This window comes from Alloiococcus sp. CFN-8, from assembly GCF_049943125.1.
In the GTDB taxonomy this organism is placed as follows: domain Bacteria; phylum Bacillota; class Clostridia; order Clostridiales; family Clostridiaceae; genus JAEXZL01.
Genome location: NZ_CP188040.1, coordinates 1,363,770 through 1,381,770, shown reverse-complemented (window position 1 = coordinate 1,381,770; position 18,001 = coordinate 1,363,770). Strand labels below are relative to the sequence as shown.

The following is an 18,001-nucleotide window of genomic DNA, read 5'->3' as shown; positions in this document are numbered from 1 at the left end:
TATATAAAAGCGGAACATATAGAGGTGAGAAAATGAAATATGATCAGCAAATGGTTAATAGAGTTAAAAGAGTAGAAGGTCAGCTAAGAGGAGTTCTCAAGATGATGGAAGAGGACAAGGAGTGTAAGGATGTTATAACACAGCTTTCTGCAGTACGCTCTGCCATTGATAAGGCCATAGGACTTATAGTAAGTGAAAATCTAGTAAAATGTGTGGTAGAAGGAGAGCAGGGAGAGGAAGATAAGCAAAAGCTCATACAGGAAGCCGTAAATCTTCTAGTTAAAAGTAGATAATTTTTTTTAATAAAAATATACCCCCAGGGGTAAAAGTGAGAATAAGGAGCAAGTTTAATGGGAACTATGGAATATGTAATTTTATTTCTTGGAGTACTATATCTAATCTGGAGATTTATCCTTGCAAAAGGAATAAAGCAGATAATAATTTCAGAACTAAAGGAAGAGCTTAAAAATAAAAATAATCAATTTATAGATGTGAGAACTCCTGGAGAGTTTAAGCAAAGTAGCATTAAAAGCTTTAAGAACATACCACTAAACGAGCTGCCTAATAAGGTAGAGGCTTTAGATAAGAATAGGCCAGTTTTTGTTATATGCCAGAGTGGTATGAGGAGCAGTAATGCTGCAAGGCTTCTAAAGAAAAAAGGCTTTAAAGAAATAATAAATGTAAGGGGCGGAATGAACGCCTGGAGATAAAACATTACAGATAAAAATATATACAAAGTAATTAGGAGGAAATAAAAATGAGAGAAATAACTGCTAAGGAAGTAGAAAGACTATTAAATGAAGGAAAAGAGCTTAATATTATTGATGTGAGAGAGGCTGATGAGGTAGTACAGGGCATGATACCAGGAGCAGTTCATATACCCCTAAAGGCAATCCCAGCAAGATACTTAGAGCTAGATGATGACAAAGAATATATAATGGTATGCCGTTCCGGTGCAAGAAGCTCTCAGGCTGTTCGATTTTTAGAAGAGGAAGGCATCGACGCTGTTAATATGAAGGGTGGAATGATGAGCTGGAAGGGAAAAACTGAATAAAAAAATGTCAAAATTAAAAGGCTCCTGAACTTAGTAATGGTTAATAAGTACTGGAACCCTTTTTTTATTATTCTATTATATTTCGGTTATATAGCAATGAAATAGCTAGTACACTTAAGAATTTGTTGCTTCAAATAATGGGAATAATCACCGGTTATTTTTTCACTATATAGCCTTCTCTGTATAAAAGCTCTGCAATGAGGACAGCTCCACCAGCAGCACCTCTAAGGGTGTTATGAGATAAGCCCACAAATTTATAATCAAAAATAGTATCTGCGCGGAGACGTCCTAAGGTTATTCCCATTCCTCCGTAGAGCTCTCTATCTAGGGCTGCCTGAGGTCTATTATCCTCTTCAAAGTAAGTTATAAACTGCTTTGGAGCATTAGGAAGCTCCAGCTCCTGAGGCTTTCCCTTAAAGCTTCTCCAGGCCTCTAAGATTTCTTCCTTTGAAGGCTTAATTTCAAAATCTACAAATACTGCAGCAGTATGGCCGTCGCTTACGGGAACTCTTATACACTGAGTAGAAATCAGTGGAGCGTTAGCCTTTACTATTTCTCCATTGGAGATTTTACCCCAGATTCTTAGAGGCTCCTGCTCGCTCTTTTCTTCCTCTCCTCCGATGTAGGGTATTACATTATCTATCATTTCTGGCCATTCCTTAAAGGTCTTTCCTGCTCCGCTGATGGCCTGATAGGTGGTTGCTACTACTCTCTTTGGTTTAAACTTTAAAAGAGGGGTCAAGGCTGGAACGTAGGACTGAATGGAGCAGTTAGGCTTAACAGAAACAAAGCCAACCTCTGTACCCAGTCTTTTTCTCTGAGACTCTATAACCTTTAAATGTTCATCATTGATCTCTGGTATAACCATGGGAACATCAGGGGTCCAGCGGTGGGCAGAGTTACAGGACACTACAGGAACTTCTGCCTTAGCGTAGGTGTTCTCAAGGTCAATTACATCCTTCTTAGGCATGTCTACAGCACAGAAAACAAAGTCTACCAGAGAAGCTACCTCTTTAACGTTATCTGATGAGAGTATATTCAATTTCTTAACCTTTTCAGGCATATCGATGGAGAGCTTCCATCTATTTTTAATTGCCTCCTCATAGGGTTTACCAGCAGAACGAGGGCTGGCAATTAATGCGCTTATTTCAAAGTAAGGATGATTTGTGAGTAAGGTAATAAGTCTCTGACCGACCATTCCGGTGGCTCCAATTATACCTACCTTTAATTTATCCATGATAACAGCCTCCTTTTACTTCTTCTATTTATTATAATATCTTCAATATCAATTGTTTACAAACTCATTATAAATTGCTTTAATAGTGTTTTTATAATCCTTTTCTTCAACGCCAACTATTATATTCAGCTCGCTAGCACCCTGGTCTATCATTTTTATGTTTATATCTGCCTTAGCAATAGCAGTGAATACTCTAGCAGCTGTTCCTTTAGCTCTAACCATATTGTGCCCTACCACAGCAACTAATGCAAGACCATCCTCTATCATTATGCTATCAGGCTTAACAGCCTTTATTATCTGATGAATTATAAATTCCTCTTTTTCCTCAAGGTCCTTGGAATTTACTATCACAGATAGGGCATCGATGCTGGAAGGGACATGCTCAAAGGAAATAGAATTCTTAGCTAAAACCTCTAGTATTTTATTACCGATTCCTAGCTCTCCGTTCATCATATCCTTTTCTATTATAATAGTAGTAAAGCCAGTCTTCCCTGCAATACCGGTTATTATCCCATTAGGATTTTTAAATCTATAGGTAGGTATTATCATAGTTCCTTTATCTTCAGGTGAATTGGTATTTCGGATATTTATAGGAATCCCTTCAGAACGAACAGGTAAGGTGGCATCCTCATGAAGTACAGTGGTTCCCATGTAGGAAAGCTCTCTAAGCTCCTTATAGGTTAAGGTTTCAATAACCTTAGGATTCTTAACTATCCTGGGATCAGCCATAAGAACTCCAGAGACATCTGTCCAGTTTTCGTATAAGGAAGCCTTCACAGCCTTGGCTACCATAGAACCAGTAACATCAGAGCCTCCCCTAGAGAAGGTCTTTATGGAGCCATCAGGTAGGGAGCCATAGAAGCCAGGAATCACAGCATATTCTATAGCCTTTAGGGCAGAACAAATAGAAGCATCGGTACCCTCGGGGTTAAGAATACCATCTTCATTAAACAAAATCATATCCTTCGGATCTACAAAAGTAAAACCCATATAATTAGCTAAGATTATGCCATTGAGATATTCTCCACGACTGGCGGCGTAATCCTTACTTTTTGTGCTTATTATATTATTTTTTATTTCCAGATACTCTTTAGCTAAGGATAGCTTAAGGCTTAAGCCATCTATGATTTCATTATATCTGGCTTCGATTTTTAAAAATACAGGAGTTATATCCTGATTATTTACTGCAAGGTCATAGCACTGGTATAGCAAGTCCGTAACCTTCTCATCCTTATTATGTCTTTTCCCTGGGGCGGATACAACTACATATTTTCTTTCCTTTTCTTCTCTAATAATTTGACCAACCTTTTTAAAGTGAGCAGCATCGGCTAAGGAGCTTCCGCCAAATTTTAAGACCTTTGTATTCATAAGATATCCCCTTCATTTCTTTGTATAATTTCATAGGATTTTGCTCTCGGTGGTAACTTTGCTACAATAATTGTTTTCATATCTGATAGATCTATGAAGGATATAAATATATTGGATAAATAAAAAAATAGCCTCAAAAATAAAGGCTATCAAAGTACTCCAAGGATATAAAAATATCTTTTTTAGAAATTGAGATAGCACTCCGCATACGCGACAGTTAGACAGATATTCTCTGTCTACCCAGGAAAGCCTCTCGCAAAGACTTCCTTCGGCAACAGCCCCTTTCTCTTTAGCCATAATCCTGCGAGGATCTTCGACTAAAGCTACTCTTGACTTATTGCGCCTCTATCAAATATTTTAATTTTTCTTAATAATTTATCATATTAAAGTGTACAAGTCAATGTAATACCGGCAAATTTATAATTATAATTTAAAGTGAGAAGTATATTTTAAAGGAGTATAATATAAAGTAATAATATGTAAATTGTGTAATGAAACATAAGGATTGAGGGGGGTGTATGATGAAAATTAAAAACAGTAAATTTGATATTTTTGCTAGTGTCTTTTCCTTGCTTCTTTTGATAGGGCTCACCTTGTATTTACTTGTATTCTGGGATAATATAGCTCAGGATATTCCAAGCCATTACAATGGGGTGGGAGAGGCTGATATTATCTCCAGCAAAACCTCCTTGCTATTTACACTAGCAGTAGCATGGATTTTATTTATTGGGCTAACGGTTATAGAGAGATATCCTCAAATATGGAACACGGGGGTTACAATTACAGAGAATAATAGAGAAAGGGTGTATAGAACTCTAAAAAATATGCTTAATATGATTAAGCTAACATTAGTAGGGAACTTTTTCTATACAATAATAAATTCCTCTCTGGGACTTAACTTATCTCCATATTTTTTGCCTGTTTTCTTAATACTAATATTTGGAACACTAACATTTTTTATAGTGAAATTGGTAAAAACTAAGTAAAATTTATTGTTGACGTAGTTAAATAAACTTGCTATAATGAAATACGTCGCAGGAATACAGCTAGTTTCATTATTAAAATTTAATAAAGGTATTTCTAAAGACAAGATGTGGAGAGATGTCCGAGTTGGCTTAAGGGGCTCGCCTGGAAAGCGGGTGTAGGGGAAACTCTACCGAGGGTTCGAATCCCTCTCTCTCCGCCATTTAAATTTTGCCGTGCTAGATGGGGAGTCAGCGGTGCCCTGTACCTGCAATCCGCTATAGCAGGATTGAATTCCTCGCTTCGGCTTTAGCCTGTAGGGTCTGCCCCATAAAAGTGGTGTTGAGAGTCTGGGTCCCACGCAATGTAAGCCCATGAACCCCGTCAGGTCCGGAAGGAAGCAGCGGTAAGTGGAATCTTGCATGTGCCGTGGATCAACCTGGCTTGAGCTAACTATATGGGTAACGCTTATAGGCTACTGTCAACGCGAGGTGCACGGTTTTAATATAAATAAATAATATCGATTATAAGTACACGCATTTTATATGGCGTGTTTTTTGTTGTATTTAAAATTATTGTTCCGATGTTAAAAGTATAGATTTTTAGTGTATAATAATAAGGTAGAAATAGAAATGAGGTGGACGCCTTGGCATACACTGCTTTATATAGAGAATGGAGGCCCAGAAACTTTAACGATGTTGTTGGGCAGGAGCATATTACCATAACTTTAAGAAATCAAATTAAAAATGAAAGAACCGCCCACGCCTATCTTTTTTGCGGTACTAGAGGTACAGGTAAAACCTCTACAGCAAAGATCATGGCAAAGGCTTTAAATTGCTTGAATCTTCATGATGGTGAACCCTGTAATGAATGTGAAATGTGTACAAAAATTAATAAGGGACTTGCCATTGATATAACTGAACTAGATGCAGCCTCTAATAATGGTGTGGATAAAATCAGAGATATAATTGATGATGTTCAATATCCTCCACAGGAGGCTAGATTTAAGGTATATATAATGGATGAGGTTCATATGCTCTCTCAGGGAGCTGTAAATGCCTTTCTTAAAACTTTGGAGGAGCCCCCTAAGAATGTGGTGTTCATACTAGCTACCACAGATCCTCAAAAGCTGCCTATAACCATACTTTCTAGGTGTCAGAGGTTTGATTTTAAGAGGATAAGCACCGAGAACATATCAGAGCGTTTAAGAAAAATTGTCACAGAGCAGGGTGTTTTTGCTGATGATAATTCCCTAAAGCTCATAGCTAGGGTGTCAGATGGAGCTATGAGAGATGCCTTAAGTATACTTGACCAGGGAATTTCCATGGGAGGCGGTAAGGTTGAATATGATAACGTCATAGGAATGCTTGGTCTTGTAACTAACGAGAATCTCTTCAAGCTTACTGACTCAATAATAGAAAGAAGTACTGAGAAAGCCCTTAATGTCATTGATGAAATGGTCATGACCGGTAAGGATATGCATCTTTTTATTAAGGATATAATTACTCACTATAGAAATCTTCTAATGGTTAAGGTGAGCAATGCTCCTGAAACAGTTATTGATGCCTCCTTAGAGCATATTGAGCTGTTAAAGAATCAGAGCAAAGGGATAAGAACTGAAGAGATAATGAGAAGCATAAGGCTTCTTCAGGAATGCGAGGAGCAGTCCAGGGTAAGTAAGCAATCGAGATTATATCTAGAGCTTACCACTATCAAGCTATGTAAGATTGAATATGATTCCTCTCCAGAGATAATCCTTACAAGGCTTAACAGGCTGGAGGATGCTTTAAAGTCCGGGAAAATTGCTGTAAGTGCTTCTAGAGAAGCTTCTAGCTCTGTAAGTCCTAAGGAAGGGCAAAGAGTAGGAGTTCCAGTGGGACGAAAGGCACCGGATAAACAAACTATAGCTAGTGGTGCTCAGGGAGTTAATTCAGATTCAAAGATTACCTTAGATGGAGTTAAGAGAGCCTGGAATGATATATTAGAAAGTTTAAAGGCTCGCAGAGCTATGCTTATTTATGCTTCCTTAGTTACTGGTAAGCCTGTAAGCTGTGAAAAAGGTATTGTTGAGATAAACTATGAAGAAGAATATTCCTTTAATAAGGTAAGGCTTGAGAAGGATGAGAACAGAAGGATTGTAGATGAAGTCTTTTCTGAAATACTTAAGGATAGGTTGAAGGTTGTCTACACAGTGGATAGAAAAGTCCAGAGCAGTAAAAGCCCAGAGGATTTGCTCATTGAAGCCTTTGGAGAGGACAATATTCAAATAATTGAGGATTAGCTTAAAATTCCTAATAAATATAGTAATAAGAGGTAAAATACTATATAATAATATGAGTAATTGCTAATATAAGGAGGTTTATCATATGGCAAAGGGATTTCCTGGCGGCTTTGGCGGCGGAAATATGAATAACTTAATGAAGCAGGCACAAAAGCTTCAAAAGCAGATGGAAGAAACTCAAAAAGAGCTTGAAAATAAAGAATATGAGACTTCTGTAGGTGGAGGAGCGGTAACAGCTAAGGTTAATGGTAAAAAACAGCTGTTATCCATAAAGATTCAACCAGATGTTCTAGACCCTGATGATGTGGAAATGCTAGAGGATTTAGTGTTAAGCTCTGTTAATGGGGCTATCCAGCAGGCTGAAGAAGATGCAGCAAGCACCATGGGAAAGATGACTGGTGGCTTTAATATGCCTGGTTTATTTTAAATTCGAGAATAATAACGATGATACATCAATGAAAAAATTTTCCCTCAGGGAAAATTTTTTCATTTAATTCATTAGATTTTAATGATGCTTTTGAAGCATAATATAATTATCAGTAAGCTTAAAGGATGTGATTAAATGGATTTTTATCCAGTGGCTATAGAAAAGCTTATAGAAGAATTTGCCAAGCTTCCTGGTATAGGACATAAGACGGCGCAGAGGCTGACGCTGTATGTTTTAAACCTACCTAAGGAAGAGGTGGAGGAGTTTTCTAAAGCTTTAGTTCAGGCTAGAGGTACTATTAAATATTGCTCTGTATGTGGAAACTTTACCGATTCAGACCCCTGTGCTATCTGTGGTAATCCTAACAGAGATAAGGGGGCTATCTGTGTTGTAGAGCAGCCTAAGGATATCATGACCATGGAAAGAGTTAAGGAATTTAACGGAGTATATCATGTGCTTCATGGAAATATATCTCCCATGCAGGGAAGAGGACCTCAGGATATAAGGATAAGAGAGCTGGTAGCAAGAATGAATCCAGAGGTTAATGAGGTGATAGTAGCTACAAATCCTACTATTGAAGGGGAGGCCACGGCAATGTACATATCAAGAATTCTTAAGCCTTTAGATATTAGGGTTACGAGAATAGCCTCTGGTATTCCTGTAGGAGGAGATTTAGAGTATGCTGATGAGGTAACTCTTTCCAAAGCTTTAGAGGGAAGAAAAGAAATATAGAGATTCACAGAATATAAATGCCTATTTATGGAAATAATTAAGCTAGTAATAGTATTACATAAATAGGAGGGTTTTCTATATGCCTATAAGTAAAAGTGAATATAAAGAGTTTGTAAGGCAGAGAAAAGAAATAATAGAAGGCATAAAAAGGGCCTTGTTAGATATTGAAGCTGCAGAAAGTTTTTTTCAGAATGCGGAAGATCCTAAGCTTATTGAGGTGGCTATATATAATAAGCAGGCTTCACTTAAGAGCTATGAATATCTAGTAAAGGAAGCCAAAGCCTTAAACATATCTCTTAGTCCTAAGGATTTGATTGAACTTCGTGCTATAATAGTAGAGGTATAATAGTGGAATATTTGTTATACCTCCACATATTAATATAATAGCTTTATTTTTAAGGGGATGAGAAAATGGATACGTTTATTTATTTTATAATTGCTATGGTGGCCTTAGTTATTATAGTAAAAATATTTTCTTGGCCATTGAAGCTCTTGATTAAGCTCCTGCTTAATGGGCTTCTAGGGGTAATTCTTTTAACCTTATTAAATTATTTTGGACAAGACTTTGGAATATTCATTGGCATAAATGCTGTTACGGCATTGATTGCCGGGTTCTTTGGGGTTCCAGGAGTTATTTTTTTGGTGGTTTTTAAGCTGTTTTTTTAAATAATATAGACCGCCTTTTAGGCGGCCCATATTTTAATTAAAGATGGGAGTAGGAAGAATGCATCGTTAATTTTAAGTAGTAATACATATATACGAGGAGCTCTGAATATCTTTTCTAATTACAGTATATTCTCACTTCAAGAAATGTGTTACAATTTTATATAAGCCCTTTTAAAAATAAAATATTATGGTTTTTATAGAAAGCATAACCAATATGCTATGGTAAACATTAACAAGCAATAATATCGCGGAGGAATGAGGATATATGGAGAGTTATTTTTCAATACCCATGTTTAAAAGTGAACTAAAAAAGCTTAGGTTTTTTTCGCCTATTCTATTTTTAGTTTTATTTTTTATATTTAATAATCAGGGGATGCTTTCCCTTATTGGGAGTGGCGCTGCATTAGATAGAGGTCTTGCTATAAAGGAATATTTTTCTTTAAGCATTTTGGAGATTGTAATCCTTGGACTTGTATATCTTATAGCTGCTTCTATATTAATGATGGATAAAAGAGCAAAGCTTCAGGATAAGAAGTATCAGGGCGGCAATAGAATAATCTATTTTGTTACTAAAGGAGCATCAATTTTTACTGGTATATATTTAAGCTTTATAGCTTGTTTCTTTGTAAAGTTTTTATTGTATCTTATGAATTCTAGCAAGTTTATCAATGAAGCTTCAATAGGCTTCACTGAGATAATTAAGTTTTTTGCCTTTCACATGGTTTTTATATTTTTTATGGCAGCAGTATCAATGGCTTTTAATGGATTCTTCGGTAATATATTTTCAGTGGTTATGATGCCGATTTTTACCGTATACTCCTTTTTACTGTTTTTTGGTACTGGTTATTATCTTATTAATGAAGAGTATATAAAGACAAGAAATTTTATAGCTGCGGTGGAAGGTAGGACAGTATATAAGTTGTACAAGCTTATTACTGAGGATTACAGATTATCCTTTGACAATAGCTCTATGCAGGTAGGGATTACACTGCTTTTGTTTTTCCTTGCAATCATATTTATAGGTATAGCTTTGGTGGTCTTTAAGCATTTAAAGGTAGAGCGTCTTAGTAATTACTTTGTATATATAGGTGCTGAAATTGTTACCGTTGGAGCTATGGTAATTGCTGCTTCTTTATTTCTATCTCTTGGAACAGCTATGGGGTATTTATTAGCTAATAAGGGAATGGAAATGGAGACAGCCTGGGAGCTTGCCTACAGGCTTATGTTCATATACATCTTTGTAGCTGCTTTTATAAGGCTTCTTTATGTAGTGATAAAATATAAGCCGTGGAGAAGACTATCAAAGGATATTGATAAGAAAAGAGAAAAAGAGGTAAGTCATAACTCTTAATAAAAATGCCCATATCTCTATTTTATGAGATATGGGCATTTTTTAGCCTATTGATAGCTGTTTAGAAAAATTAATAAGATACCATAAAAAATTAAGGTTAACCCCATAAAGAAAACAAAAAATCTCTTTAATCTTCTATTCTCATTTATTGGATAGTACTCCTTTTTATCTGTTATAGGCTGGCTGATTTTCTTTGTTAGCCCTTTTATAAATCTAACATTGAGCTTTAATAGGAGTATGCCTCCTATTGCTGTAGTAATGCCTAAGGTGATTGTGCCTAACCCACCAAAGGTGACTATACTCTTAGGTATTGTATTAACCACATCTATATAGGATGGCGCTATAAATACTCCTAAGGAAACGATAAAGCCTGCAAGAAATACGACCAATGAGACTGAGAAAAGAAATAGTAAAGAAGCAAATAAGGGAAGGGCTAGGATTAAAAATACAACAAAGGTGAGAAGTCTAAAGGTCTTCTGTAAAAAGGTTTTTGACGAGTGTTCTATGGTATTTAAATCCGGTAGCTTTATACTATCATTCTCTTCTTTAAACCTATTCGTATTACCATTGTCTTGATCTATGTTTTCTTTTAAGGGAGGGATATACCCCTCCTGCTTGCATTTTTGAGCTAAAAGAAAAGGATCTCCCAGTTTCTCTACAACAGCATCTTCAGTGAGACCCTGAGAGATTTCTTTATCAAAAATCACTGTGTATTTTTCTATTATGCCTTCTACCCAAGACTCAGGATACTCCGATAGGTTTGCTTCTATTGCTATTAAAAATTCATCCTTTTTCATGGAGAGGTCTCCTTATAAGTAAATTAACAACAGTAGATTATATTTTCTCCTCTGCTGCATCAGGAGAATTAATAATTATATCTATAATATTATCCTATAAAATACACACCTTGTGAACACTTAATTTGTCCATCTTGTGAACACTTAAGCTTAAATCTTTAATAGGCTATGCCCTGCCATTTCATAGCTTCCGCAACTCTGAGGAAGCCGGCTATATTTGCTCCAACTACAAGGTCTCCAGGACAGTTGTATTCTTTTGAAGCGTTGTAGGCACTATCAAAAATTCCTACCATTATCTCTTTAAGCTTTTTATCTACTTCTTCTGAAGTCCAGAAATATCTCATGGAGTTTTGGGACATTTCAAGACCTGAGGTAGCTACCCCTCCAGCATTAGCTGCTTTTGCTGGTCCAAAGAGAACCCCTGATTTCTGGAAGAGCTCTATAGCTTCAGGGGTAACTGGCATGTTAGCTCCTTCTGCTACAGCTAGTACACCATTTTTAACAAGAATCTCAGCGCTTTTTAAATCCAGCTCATTTTGAGTTGCACAAGGGAGCGCTACCTGACATTTAATATTCCATATTCCGCTGCAGTCTTCATGGTACTCTGCTTCCTTAACGTAGGTTGTATACTCCTTAATTCTCTTTCTTTCCTTCTCTTTTATTTGTTTTATTATATCCACCTTTATTCCAGAAGGATCGTATATATAGCCTGAGGAGTCGGACATGGCAACTACCCTTCCACCCATTTCCTGGGCTTTTTCTGCAGCATAGATAGCCACATTTCCTGATCCAGATATAATTACTGTTTTACCTTTAATACTATCTTGATTGATTTTATTAAACATTTCTTCTGTGAAGTATAAAAGACCGTAGCCTGTAGCTTCAGTACGGATAAGAGAACCACCTGAGCAAAGAGCCTTTCCTGTAAGCACTCCAGTGAACTCATTTCTTATACGCTTATACTGTCCGAACAGATAGCCTATTTCTCTAGAGCCAACTCCAATATCCCCTGCAGGTACATCGGTATCTGCTCCTATATGTTTAGAAAGCTCTGTCATAAAGCTTTGACAGAATCTCATAACCTCATTGTCGGATTTTCCTTTAGGATCGAAATCGGAGCCTCCCTTGCCTCCTCCCATAGGAAGTCCTGTAAGACTGTTTTTAAATATCTGCTCAAAGCCTAGAAATTTAATTACTGAGCTATTAACGGTAGGATGAAGTCGCAGGCCGCCTTTGTAGGGTCCTAAAGCTGAATTGAATTGAACTCTAAAACCACGGTTAACACGGATTTTCCCTTTATCATCCACCCAAGGCACTCTAAACATAATGAGTCGCTCTGGCTCAACCATACGATCTATTATCCCTTCTTCAATGATGTCAGGTCTTTTTTCTATTACTGGTATTAAGGATTCTAATACTTCATTAACAGCCTGGTGAAATTCTGTTTCTCCAGGATTGCGTAGGCATACACTATTGTATACCTCCTCCATGTATTTGTTTTTTAATTCCATTGTTATCTCCCCTTTAGTTTTATATAGTATGGCTGTTGTAAGGTTACTTTATCGAATATGCTATTTATGGTTTTACATTGGTTGATAAGCAAGGTTGCCAATATTGATATTTTTCTAAATATTATAAGGTTTACTTTGCAATTATTCAATACTTCTTGCATAAAGTTGTTAAATAATAATCAAAATAACTAAATAAGTATATGGTTATTTAATCTATCCTGGAGTGATTTTATATAAATAATAATATGATAAAAGGAATTTTATATGATATATTAGTGTTTTTCTACAAAAACTGTACCTAGTGTATCTGTATGAGTATTCAAGAGCTATTAAAGAAAAAATGAAGAGAATAATGGATTATACTTAATAAATGAATGATTATAGGAGTTTTTATGATTTTAATCGTGCTATTATATACAAGTCGCTTACGGCAAGCGGAAAACACTTGAACTGAGAACAACTAAGAGGTAAGAGGTAAGAGCTAAGAGTTGTAAAAGATTATGAAGCTCGTTTTACTCGCTTCCTATTTAGATAAGAGCTAAGAGTTAGAAGATTTGAAGCTCGCTTTGCTCGCTTAGTTAAGATTGAAACTTGGGTTTCTTGAGAAAGAAAAAAGTTTTAAAAAAGAGTGTTGACAAAGAAAAACCGACGTGATAATATAATCAAGCGGTCGGTAATGAAGCCGCAATGGTCTTTGAAAATTGAACAGAGAACTAAGTTTAGAACAAACACAAACCAGCAATTTTTTTAAGTAATTTTGAGAAGTATCAAACTTTTAAATTGAGAGTTTGATCCTGGCTCAGGACGAACGCTGGCGGCGTGCCTAACACATGCAAGTCGAGCGAGGAAGCTCCTTCGGGAGTTTCCTAGCGGCGGACGGGTGAGTAACACGTGGGCAACCTGCCTCGAAGAGGGGGATAGCCTCCCGAAAGGGAGATTAATACCGCATAATATCGGTTTATCGCATGATGAGCTGATTAAAGGAGAAATCCGCTTCGAGATGGGCCCGCGGCGCATTAGCTAGTTGGTGAGGTAACGGCTCACCAAGGCGACGATGCGTAGCCGACCTGAGAGGGTGATCGGCCACATTGGGACTGAGACACGGCCCAGACTCCTACGGGAGGCAGCAGTGGGGAATATTGCACAATGGGGGAAACCCTGATGCAGCAACGCCGCGTGAGTGATGAAGGCCTTCGGGTTGTAAAGCTCTGTCTTCAGGGACGATAATGACGGTACCTGAGGAGGAAGCCACGGCTAACTACGTGCCAGCAGCCGCGGTAATACGTAGGTGGCGAGCGTTGTCCGGATTTACTGGGCGTAAAGGGAGTGTAGGTGGATGCTTAAGTCAGATGTGAAATACCCGGGCTCAACCTGGGAACTGCATTTGAAACTGGGCGTCTAGAGTGCAGGAGAGGAAAGTGGAATTCCTAGTGTAGCGGTGAAATGCGTAGAGATTAGGAAGAACACCAGTGGCGAAGGCGACTTTCTGGACTGTAACTGACACTGAGGCTCGAAAGCGTGGGGAGCAAACAGGATTAGATACCCTGGTAGTCCACGCCGTAAACGATGGGTACTAGGTGTAGGGGGTATCGACTCCCCCTGTGCCGCCGTTAACACAATAAGTACCCCGCCTGGGGAGTACGGTCGCAAGATTAAAACTCAAAGGAATTGACGGGGGCCCGCACAAGCAGCGGAGCATGTGGTTTAATTCGAAGCAACGCGAAGAACCTTACCTAGACTTGACATCTCCTGAATTACCCTTAATCGGGGAAGCCCTTCGGGGCAGGAAGACAGGTGGTGCATGGTTGTCGTCAGCTCGTGTCGTGAGATGTTGGGTTAAGTCCCGCAACGAGCGCAACCCTTGTTGTTAGTTGCTACCATTAAGTTGAGCACTCTAGCGAGACTGCCCGGGTTAACCGGGAGGAAGGTGGGGATGACGTCAAATCATCATGCCCCTTATGTCTAGGGCTACACACGTGCTACAATGGCGAGTACAGAGAGACGCAAGACCGCGAGGTGGAGCAAAACTCTAAAACTCGTCCCAGTTCGGATTGCAGGCTGAAACTCGCCTGCATGAAGCCGGAGTTGCTAGTAATCGCGAATCAGAATGTCGCGGTGAATACGTTCCCGGGCCTTGTACACACCGCCCGTCACACCATGAGAGTTGGCAATACCCGAAGTCCGTGAGGTAACCGCAAGGAGCCAGCGGCCGAAGGTAGGGTCAGCGATTGGGGTGAAGTCGTAACAAGGTAGCCGTAGGAGAACCTGCGGCTGGATCACCTCCTTTCTAAGGAAACTTAATCGGAAGCCTTTTCCCTTGGAAAAGCACCGATTCACAAAGCTGGGTTTATTCTAAAATCTTATTCTCTGTCCAATTTTGAGAGACTATGTCTTTCAACTTGTTCTTTGAAAACTGCATACAGAAACTGATGTAAGTAAAGATAACTACAATCTTTTAAAGTGTAAATTATAAATTGTTTATTCAATGTATGATTTCGCTGAGATTAATTGTAAAACCGTAAACTAATTAGAATCTTGATGTTATAATGTCAAAAATTATAACGTCAGAGCGAACAGTAAGCGAAGTAATGCGAGGAGCCGAGGAACGAAGGCACGGAGCGTACAAAACCGTACGTGAGTACCGGAGTGACGAAAGCGACGAAGCAGTACGCAGCTTAATGTGAGCGAATGGTCAAGCTACAAAGGGCGCATGGTGAATGCCTTGGCATCAGGAGCCGATGAAGGACGTGATAAGCTGCGATAAGCTTCGGGTAGGCGCACATAGCCAGTGATCCGGAGATCTCCGAATGAGGAAACTCACATGGGTAACCCCATGTATCCATAACTGAATCCATAGGTTATGGAGGGTAAACCCAGGGAACTGAAACATCTAAGTACCTGGAGGAAGAGAAAGAAAAATCGATTTTCTTAGTAGCGGCGAGCGAAAAGGAAAGAGCCCAAACCGGAAACTTGTTTCCGGGGTTGCGGACAGAACAATAAATGCAGGAGATGACTAACCGAAGCCAGCTGGAAAGCTGGGCCACAGAAAGTAACAGCCTTGTAGGTGAAAGTCATTGATAGCCAGTTCTGATCCAGAGTACCACGAGACACGTGAAACCTTGTGGGAAGCAGGGAGGACCACCTCCCAAGGCTAAATACTACCTGATGACCGATAGTGAAGAAGTACCGTGAGGGAAAGGTGAAAAGAACCCCGGGAGGGGAGTGAAATAGAATCTGAAACCATGTGCCTACAACCGGTCAGAGCACCTTATGTGTGTGATGACGTGCTTTTTGTAGAACGAGCCTACGAGTTACGGTATGTAGCGAGGTTAAGTACTTTAGGTACGGAGCCGAAGGGAAACCGAGTCTTAATAGGGCGACTAGTTGCATGCCGTAGACCCGAAACCGGGTGACCTATCCATGGCCAGGTTGAAGCGGAAGTAAAATTCCGTGGAGGACCGAACCACGTTGGTGTTGAAAAACCATGGGATGAGCTGTGGATAGCGGAGAAATTCCAATCGAACTCGGAGATAGCTGGTTCTCCTCGAAATAGCTTTAGGGCTAGCGTCGGATATGAGTAGCGGAGGTAGAGCACTGAATGGGCTAGGGGGCGTATAGCTTACCGAACCTTATCAAACTCCGAATGCCGCATACTATGAGTCCGGCAGTCAGACAGTGACAGATAAGTGCCATTGTCAAAAGGGAAAAAGCCCAGACCGTCAGCTAAGGTCCCCAAGTATAGATTAAGTGGTAAAGGATGTGGGATTTCTAAGACAACTAGGATGTTGGCTTAGAAGCAGCCACTCATTCAAAGAGTGCGTAATAGCTCACTAGTCGAGAGATCCCGCGCCGAAGATGTCCGGGGCTAAAATCTATCACCGAAGCTACGGATTGACACAATAGTGTCAGTGGTAGGGGAGCGTCCTGTATGGGCTGAAGTCGTACCGTAAGGAGCGGTGGACTGTACAGGAGTGAGAATGTAGGCATAAGTAGCGAGAAATGGGTGAGAATCCCATTGGCCGAAAACCTAAGGTTTCCTCAGGAAGGCTCGTCCGCTGAGGGTTAGTCGGGACCTAAGCCGAGGCCGAAAGGCGTAGGTGATGGACAATCGGTTGATATTCCGATACTGCTGTTAATCGTTATTACCGATGGCGTGACGCAGGAGGATAGTGTGTGCCAGCTATTGGATGCTGGTCTAAGCACTTAGGTATACAGGATAGGCAAATCCGCCTGTATTAAGCTGAGGTGTGATGGGGAAGGTCCTACGGGGCCGAAGTACATGATTCCACGCTGCCAAGAAAAGCGTCTAGGGAGAGAGACAGTACCCGTACCGCAAACCGACACAGGTAGGTGAGGAGAGAATCCTAAGGCTGGCGGAAGAATTGCAGTTAAGGAACTCGGCAAATTGACCCCGTAACTTCGGGAGAAGGGGTGCCATGGAGACATGGCCGCAGAGAATAGGCCCAAGCAACTGTTTAGCAAAAACACAGGTCTCTGCTAAAGCGTAAGCTGATGTATAGGGGCTGACGCCTGCCCGGTGCTGGAAGGTTAAGGGGATTGCTTAGCGCAAGCGAAGGCATGAACTTAAGCCCCAGTAAACGGCGGCCGTAACTATAACGGTCCTAAGGTAGCGAAATTCCTTGTCAGGTAAGTTCTGACCCGCACGAATGGCGTAATGACTTGGGCACTGTCTCAACTGCAAATCCGGCGAAATTGTAGTGCAAGTGAAGATGCTTGCTACCCGTGGTTGGACGGAAAGACCCCGTAGAGCTTTACTGCAGCTTAGCATTGAGTTTCGGTATTGTCTGTACAGGATAGGTGGGAGACTGGGAAACAGGGTCGTCAGGCTCTGTGGAGTCAACCTTGGGATACCACCCTGACAGTACTGGAATTCTAACCGGGCACCATGAAGCTGGTGACGGGACATTGTTAGGCGGGCAGTTTGACTGGGGCGGTCGCCTCCTAAAAAGTAACGGAGGCGCTCAAAGGTTCCCTCAGAACGGTCGGAAATCGTTCGAAGAGCGCAAAGGCATAAGGGAGCCTGACTGCGACACCTACAAGTGGAGCAGGGACGAAAGTCGGACTTAGTGATCCGGTGGTACCTCGTGGGAGGGCCATCGCTCAACGGATAAAAGCTACCTCGGGGATAACAGGCTGATCTCCCCCAAGAGTCCACATCGACGGGGAGGTTTGGCACCTCGATGTCGGCTCGTCGCATCCTGGGGCTGAAGTAGGTCCCAAGGGTTGGGCTGTTCGCCCATTAAAGCGGCACGCGAGCTGGGTTCAGAACGTCGTGAGACAGTTCGGTCCCTATCCGCCACGGGCGCAGGAAATTTGAGAGGAGCTGTCCTTAGTACGAGAGGACCGGGATGGACTGACCTCTGGTGCACCAGTTGTTCCGCCAGGAGCACAGCTGGGTAGCTATGTCGGGAAGGGATAAACGCTGAAAGCATCTAAGCGTGAAGCCCACCTCAAGATTAGATTTCCCATAGCGTAAGCTAGTAAGACCCCTCGAAGAACACGAGGTTGATAGGTCGGAGGTGTAAGCACGGCAACGTGTTCAGCTGACCGATACTAATAGGTCGAGGGCTTGACCAAAATAAATGACGACTTT

Annotated in this window: 14 protein-coding genes, 1 tRNA gene, 2 rRNA genes, 1 other RNA gene and 1 riboswitch; of the genes, 14 read left to right on the top strand and 4 right to left on the bottom strand. The window is 40.3% G+C overall.

What is annotated here, in order from left to right; all coding sequences use genetic code 11:
- Positions 1–32 precede the first annotated feature (32 nt).
- From ACPWSR_RS06145 to ACPWSR_RS06135, 3 genes are read left to right on the top strand one after another with little or no spacing between them, the layout of a single operon-like run.
- Positions 33–293, top strand: a complete 261-nt coding sequence (locus ACPWSR_RS06145) for a metal-sensitive transcriptional regulator (RefSeq protein ID WP_426350815.1) — start codon at positions 33–35, stop codon at positions 291–293.
- A 57-nt stretch (positions 294–350) separates the two neighbouring features.
- A complete protein-coding gene (locus ACPWSR_RS06140; RefSeq protein ID WP_426350814.1) occupies positions 351–710 on the top strand; it encodes a rhodanese-like domain-containing protein in 360 nt (119 codons plus the stop codon).
- Positions 711–757: 47 nt separating this feature from the next.
- Complete coding sequence (locus ACPWSR_RS06135; protein WP_426350813.1) at positions 758–1,054, top strand: rhodanese-like domain-containing protein; 297 nt, start codon at positions 758–760, stop codon at positions 1,052–1,054.
- A gap of 154 nt (positions 1,055–1,208) precedes the next feature.
- Here ACPWSR_RS06135 and asd read toward each other — a convergent pair whose 3' ends face one another.
- Positions 1,209–2,294 carry an aspartate-semialdehyde dehydrogenase gene (asd, locus tag ACPWSR_RS06130; RefSeq protein WP_426351356.1) on the bottom strand — a complete coding sequence of 362 codons (1,086 nt, stop codon included), beginning with the start codon at positions 2,292–2,294 and terminating at the stop codon, positions 1,209–1,211.
- Between the two features lie 45 nt (positions 2,295–2,339).
- Complete coding sequence (locus tag ACPWSR_RS06125) at positions 2,340–3,659, bottom strand: aspartate kinase (protein ID WP_426350812.1); 1,320 nt, start codon at positions 3,657–3,659, stop codon at positions 2,340–2,342.
- Positions 3,660–3,846: 187 nt separating this feature from the next.
- Positions 3,847–4,015: riboswitch (Lysine riboswitch) on the bottom strand.
- A gap of 162 nt (positions 4,016–4,177) precedes the next feature.
- Here ACPWSR_RS06125 and ACPWSR_RS06120 point away from each other — a divergent pair.
- From ACPWSR_RS06120 to ACPWSR_RS06080, 9 genes are all read left to right on the top strand, one after another.
- The gene (locus ACPWSR_RS06120) at positions 4,178–4,645 is read left to right on the top strand and encodes a DUF1648 domain-containing protein (RefSeq protein ID WP_426350811.1); all 468 of its coding nucleotides are present in this window, start codon (positions 4,178–4,180) and stop codon (positions 4,643–4,645) included.
- A 109-nt stretch (positions 4,646–4,754) separates the two neighbouring features.
- A tRNA-Ser gene (locus ACPWSR_RS06115) sits at positions 4,755–4,845 on the top strand.
- 11 nt (positions 4,846–4,856) lie between these two features.
- Positions 4,857–5,121: signal recognition particle sRNA large type (gene ffs, locus ACPWSR_RS06110), an RNA gene on the top strand.
- A gap of 147 nt (positions 5,122–5,268) precedes the next feature.
- A complete protein-coding gene (dnaX, locus tag ACPWSR_RS06105; RefSeq protein ID WP_426350810.1) occupies positions 5,269–6,903 on the top strand; it encodes a DNA polymerase III subunit gamma/tau in 1,635 nt (544 codons plus the stop codon).
- Positions 6,904–6,988: 85 nt separating this feature from the next.
- Positions 6,989–7,330, top strand: a complete 342-nt coding sequence (locus ACPWSR_RS06100) for a YbaB/EbfC family nucleoid-associated protein (protein ID WP_426350809.1) — start codon at positions 6,989–6,991, stop codon at positions 7,328–7,330.
- 135 nt (positions 7,331–7,465) lie between these two features.
- Positions 7,466–8,062 carry a recombination mediator RecR gene (gene recR, locus ACPWSR_RS06095; protein WP_426350808.1) on the top strand — a complete coding sequence of 199 codons (597 nt, stop codon included), beginning with the start codon at positions 7,466–7,468 and terminating at the stop codon, positions 8,060–8,062.
- Positions 8,063–8,141: 79 nt separating this feature from the next.
- The gene (locus ACPWSR_RS06090) at positions 8,142–8,408 is read left to right on the top strand and encodes a DUF2508 family protein (RefSeq protein ID WP_426350807.1); all 267 of its coding nucleotides are present in this window, start codon (positions 8,142–8,144) and stop codon (positions 8,406–8,408) included.
- 65 nt (positions 8,409–8,473) lie between these two features.
- Complete coding sequence (locus ACPWSR_RS06085; RefSeq protein ID WP_426350806.1) at positions 8,474–8,728, top strand: pro-sigmaK processing inhibitor BofA family protein; 255 nt, start codon at positions 8,474–8,476, stop codon at positions 8,726–8,728.
- 265 nt (positions 8,729–8,993) lie between these two features.
- On the top strand, positions 8,994–10,079 hold the full coding sequence (locus tag ACPWSR_RS06080) for a hypothetical protein (RefSeq protein WP_426350805.1): 1,086 nt from the start codon (positions 8,994–8,996) through the stop codon (positions 10,077–10,079).
- Positions 10,080–10,126: 47 nt separating this feature from the next.
- Here ACPWSR_RS06080 and ACPWSR_RS06075 read toward each other — a convergent pair whose 3' ends face one another.
- On the bottom strand, positions 10,127–10,876 hold the full coding sequence (locus ACPWSR_RS06075; protein ID WP_426350804.1) for a DUF1700 domain-containing protein: 750 nt from the start codon (positions 10,874–10,876) through the stop codon (positions 10,127–10,129).
- Between the two features lie 158 nt (positions 10,877–11,034).
- Positions 11,035–12,387, bottom strand: coding sequence for an NADP-specific glutamate dehydrogenase (gene gdhA, locus ACPWSR_RS06070; protein ID WP_426350803.1), 1,353 nt, complete (start codon positions 12,385–12,387; stop codon positions 11,035–11,037).
- 776 nt (positions 12,388–13,163) lie between these two features.
- On the opposite strand from gdhA, the gene ACPWSR_RS06065 reads away from it, so the two are divergent.
- Positions 13,164–14,674: ribosomal RNA gene (locus ACPWSR_RS06065) — 16S ribosomal RNA — on the top strand.
- A gap of 403 nt (positions 14,675–15,077) precedes the next feature.
- A 23S ribosomal RNA gene (locus tag ACPWSR_RS06060) occupies positions 15,078–17,985 on the top strand.
- The 16S and 23S rRNA genes sit together here, the layout of an rRNA operon.
- Positions 17,986–18,001 lie beyond the last annotated feature (16 nt).